This window comes from Desulfosarcina sp., assembly GCF_033791525.1.
Lineage (GTDB): Bacteria > Desulfobacterota > Desulfobacteria > Desulfobacterales > Desulfosarcinaceae > Desulfosarcina.
Window position 1 is genome coordinate 1 of record NZ_JASJGN010000170.1, and the last position, 4,193, is coordinate 4,193.

The window sequence follows — 4,193 nt, forward strand, 5'->3', positions numbered from 1 at the left end:
AGTGCCCCAAACAGCGTGATCTTTTTCGAAACCGGGGCCATCGACTCCCAACTGGAAGAGGTCCCCCTGGCCGTGGGCGATCCCCGGGTGATGTTCGCCACGTCGGTCAACGGCAGCCTGGCCGATGCCTTCGCCACCATGCAGAACCGCTTTACCGGTCGGCAAGTGGTGGGCATCATGGGCGCCGCCCAGATTGACATCTACGGCAACCTGAACTCCACCGTCATCGGCGATTACCACCAACCCACGGTGCGCTTTTCAGGCAGCGGCGGCGCCTGTGACGTGGCATCCTTTGTCAGCCGGACGATTATCTTCATGCAGCACGCCAAGCGAAAATTCGTTCCCAAACTGGATTACCTGACCAGTCCCGGGTGGCTCGACGGGCCTGACGGCCGCAAAAAGGCCGGCCTGCCGGACGGGGGGCCTTCCTGCGTGATCACCAACATGGCCATCATGGGATTCGATCCGGAAACCAAGCAGATGGTTCTGAAAGGGTGTTTTCAAGGCGTGAGAAAAGAAGACGTTCTCGACAACATGGGCTTTGCCGTGGACACGTCGCAGGCCACCCAGATCCAGCCACCATCTGCTGAAGAACTATCCATTTTAAGAGACAAGTGCGACCCCCAGCGCCTTATCCTGGGGTGATCGACCCCTCCTGCCGCGAACCCTGCCGCCATATTCGAGCCTTTCCTGACAGGGCCGATGGCGTGTTATCCAACAGGGCGACACATTTACCTGGCCAACCGGGGGTTCATCATTACGCCATTCCACAACATGATGCTCGTACCGCCCGTGGCCTCCGACGACGCTATCGGATGCCTGGTCGAGGCCTGGGACGCCTGCATGGGCCGCAGCCTGGCCTTGGAGGTGACCCGTGACGGCATCACCGTCAACAGTGTTGCGCCGGGATGGATCGAGACGGGATCATCCACCGAAGAAGAGAAGACGGCGGGGAGACACACCCCCATGCGACGGTCCGGGACCCCGCAGGAGGTCGCCGATTTGATCGCTTTTCTCGCCTCCGACGAAGCCACCTACATCACCGGACAGACCATCGTTATCGACGGCGGCAACACGATTCAGGATTATAAGGGGCCGGGTGAGGGGTATTATTCTTGACGGATTCGTAAAAAACCCGATATCTGCGTTACGCTTCATCCTTCGTCACTGCGGCGTACCGTAAGTACGCCTCATTCCTCAGGATGGAACATGAATGTTCGCCGTAATGATGAAGATCGATATACTGTTTGCTCGCTAAAGCTCGCTTTCGCGGCCCGCAAGCCTTGATCTCGGGTTTTTTACGAATCCGTCGGAAATGCGACTTTTTACGAATTCATCATTCTTAACAGATGTTGAAAAACAATTCCGTTTGGCCATACAGCGTTAAAATTTGGCTCAAAATGCTCATTTATCACACATAAACTCCGCTTTTTCGCCAAATTTTGCCTTGTCTTGCTTACGCTCATGACGTTTTTCAACACCCTGTTAAACCAAGTTGTTGATGAGATTGCCGATCCACAATTGGGTTTTAATTCTTGCCATACTATCATAACCTTCGGGATCACGAACGCGATTGGTCCCCGGCGTTTCAACAAATTCATACACATTCATGAAAAAGAAATCATCAATATACCGATCATCTTCAGACATCGGCTTTATAGAAGAAATATTCGGATTTGGATAATAGGAAAAATCAACAGGGATCCACTCATCATCCGACTCGCGCAAATATCCTACCCATCCGTGTCCGCCGGTTGCAGCTCCTTTACCCACTTTTACCTCGCCCCCATACATTCTTAATCGACTTCCAGGAACACCTGAATTGAGAGCCAGGCTAACGATTAAAAATGCACCATCTTCGCAATCACCGGTCCTTTTTGTTAATGTAAATATCGGTGGTGCCCAGAATTCATCATAGCCATAATTATCGATATCTTCCTTATATTGTATATGTTTTTGAACCCACCTGGCGATCTTACCTATTTTTTCGTCATTACTATCAGCTGCCTTCACACCAACCACAGTCAAAGCAAAATCACGGATGGATTGGTTTGGATACATGAAATACAATGAGTTAAAAATTAACGAAGGGGTGGTAACCTCACCGGTATATTGCATTGATTCTAAAGACAAGGTGACGAGATCTAATAGCGGATTGGCGCAGGCACCATTGGGAGAGAACGGATTTATACATGAACCTTCCGTTCTTTTATTATTCCTGATACGTGGTACAGAAGATATCCACGCCCCGGCTGTGGCGGAACCTATTGCGCTTACATACATTTAAATTTCTCCGCTTTTACATCGACGGCCAACCCTGTGAGTATGCGTAAGTGAGTTCCTGTCCCTAACAGCCTGCTGCAAAATGGCCGTGTCCGATCAGCCTCCCATGTGCGTGATCCACGCGACGGCGTTCTATTTCCCGGTAAGATTTACCATTTTATGACTGGTACAAATAAAAGCTATAACGGGATCGACAGAAAGCCCCTGCAATTGATAGCCACTTAGTAGAGAGCAAAGATCAGGCCGCTGCCATAAATTTTTATAACTCTCTGTAATATTTTAAAAAATGTGTAAAGCCAATGACCACAATCATACAGTTACCACTCAAATGAACTATGAACTATGAAATATTTTTCCCAAAAAAATAATGCTGACCACACCATACACAATGCAAACAACGTAGGTTGCTCCCGAACATCAACATAAAATTTGCCGGCCAGTAGCGATGCTCTCGCATGGGTGCTTATACCGATTGTATCCCGCCGGGCTTGCAAACCGGGAAACCGCTCTGATATGATCCGCAGCAAGATCGATCACCCCTACTGTTAAGCGCCAGCGACGGATGGTCTTGAGCGTTTTATTTGCTGTCAACCCAGTCAAAGGCAAGGTCCAGGGGATCCCATAAGGACTTCTCTTTATTCCGGACAGGTCCGGCATGACGAATCAGGGCTTATGTGAAGTTGTTACGGATGATAACAAATGCTATCGATATCCGACCAATTGTCCCTAGCGGACGATGAGATTGAAATGACGGCCATTCGCGCCCAGGGAGCCGGCGGGCAGAATGTGAACAAAGTGGCGTCGGCGGTGCATCTGCGCTTTGACATCGGTGCATCGTCTCTGCCGGAATCGGTCAAGGCGCAGGTGTTGCGTTGCCGGGACCAGCGCATCACAAAAAGTGGCGTCATCGTGATCAAGGCCCAACAATATCGCACCCTTGAGAAAAACCGGGACGCGGCGCTGATGCGTCTGGTGCAACTGATCCGCAGCACCCTGGTGCCGGTCAAGAAACGTAAATCCACCCGTCCCACCCGTGGTTCCCAGCGGCGGCGCATGGACAGCAAAACCCGGCGGGGAAAGCAGAAGACGCTGCGTGGCAAGGTTAGCTTCTGAACCTCCAAAAAGACCTGTGGAAAGGATGGATATGGCGCGATACGAAAGCCGGAACGCCCGTCTGGTATACTCCACCGAGCATGGCCGAACCTGCCCGTCATGTAATAAACAGCTGGACCGCTGCAGCTGCAGGAAAACGCCGGCACAGCCGGCAGGGGACGGCATCGTCAGGATCGGAAGGGCCACCAAGGGCCGCAAAGGTAAGGGCGTGACCGTGATTACCGGCATTCCCATTGATGACGCAGCGTTGAAGCAGGTGGCCAAAACACTCAAGCAGAAATGCGGCAGCGGCGGCACGGTCAAGGCCGGCACCATCGAAATTCAAGGGGATCACCGGGATGTGTTGATGGCCGAGCTGGAAGGCATGGGGTATACGGTCAGGCGGTCGGGGGGATAATCGTCACCGCTGCACCGGTGCTGTGAGAATGTCGGCACCCAGCTACCACAACCCGACGGCCGCTCCGGCTCAAACGACAGGCCAGTGATTCCGTATACCGGAAACACCGCTTTTTAACAGCTGTTAAATGACCCGCTTTCGTGCTATGGTCCGGTTCGGATTTTTCACCCATAAACTCCGCTTATTCGCCAAATCCTGCCCCTTCTTACCTGCGTTCATGGCGCTTATAAGCACCCTGTCAGATGCATGCATTGATTTACACCCAAGCTGAGCGTTTCCCATTTTGGTTTTATAAAAAATTATTACAAAAAGTATGGGTTATGTCACTTAGCGACTTCAAAATGGAAAACCCGTTGGGATTGCCGATCTTACCGCATCTACGGCGTCAGATATCTTCCCG

The 4,193-nt window shown here is 51.6% G+C and carries 5 protein-coding genes; 4 read left to right on the forward strand and 1 reads right to left on the reverse strand.

The window, feature by feature from the left end:
• Together QNK41_RS08215 and QNK41_RS08220 are read left to right on the forward strand one after the other, a co-directional pair.
• Positions 1–645: CoA-transferase subunit beta (locus QNK41_RS08215; protein ID WP_319255608.1), on the forward strand; the 645-nt coding region annotated here is incomplete at its 5' end.
• A 57-nt stretch (positions 646–702) separates the two neighbouring features.
• Positions 703–1,119 (forward strand): SDR family NAD(P)-dependent oxidoreductase, encoded by a 417-nt coding sequence (locus QNK41_RS08220; RefSeq protein WP_319255610.1) that lies wholly within the window; start codon positions 703–705, stop codon positions 1,117–1,119.
• A gap of 366 nt (positions 1,120–1,485) precedes the next feature.
• Here the strand turns inward: QNK41_RS08220 and QNK41_RS08225 are convergent, their stop codons facing one another.
• Positions 1,486–2,283, reverse strand: a complete 798-nt coding sequence (locus QNK41_RS08225) for a transglutaminase domain-containing protein (protein ID WP_319255612.1) — start codon at positions 2,281–2,283, stop codon at positions 1,486–1,488.
• Between the two features lie 699 nt (positions 2,284–2,982).
• Here QNK41_RS08225 and arfB point away from each other — a divergent pair.
• Entirely contained in the window at positions 2,983–3,396 is a 414-nt protein-coding gene (gene arfB / locus QNK41_RS08230) for an alternative ribosome rescue aminoacyl-tRNA hydrolase ArfB (protein ID WP_319255614.1), read from the forward strand.
• 31 nt (positions 3,397–3,427) lie between these two features.
• Positions 3,428–3,793 (forward strand): translation initiation factor Sui1, encoded by a 366-nt coding sequence (locus tag QNK41_RS08235; protein ID WP_319255616.1) that lies wholly within the window; start codon positions 3,428–3,430, stop codon positions 3,791–3,793.
• The last annotated feature ends 400 nt before the right edge of the window (positions 3,794–4,193 follow it).

Bases quoted from the DNA above. Each gene is read 5' to 3' on its own strand.
- arfB (WP_319255614.1), top strand. From the start codon at position 2,983: ATGCTATCGATATCCGACCAATTGTCCCTAGCGGACGATGAGATTGAA.
- QNK41_RS08235 (WP_319255616.1), top strand. From the start codon at position 3,428: ATGGCGCGATACGAAAGCCGGAACGCCCGTCTGGTATACTCCACCGAG.
- QNK41_RS08220 (WP_319255610.1), top strand. From the start codon at position 703: ATGGCGTGTTATCCAACAGGGCGACACATTTACCTGGCCAACCGGGGG.
- QNK41_RS08225 (WP_319255612.1), bottom strand. From the start codon at position 2,283: ATGTATGTAAGCGCAATAGGTTCCGCCACAGCCGGGGCGTGGATATCT.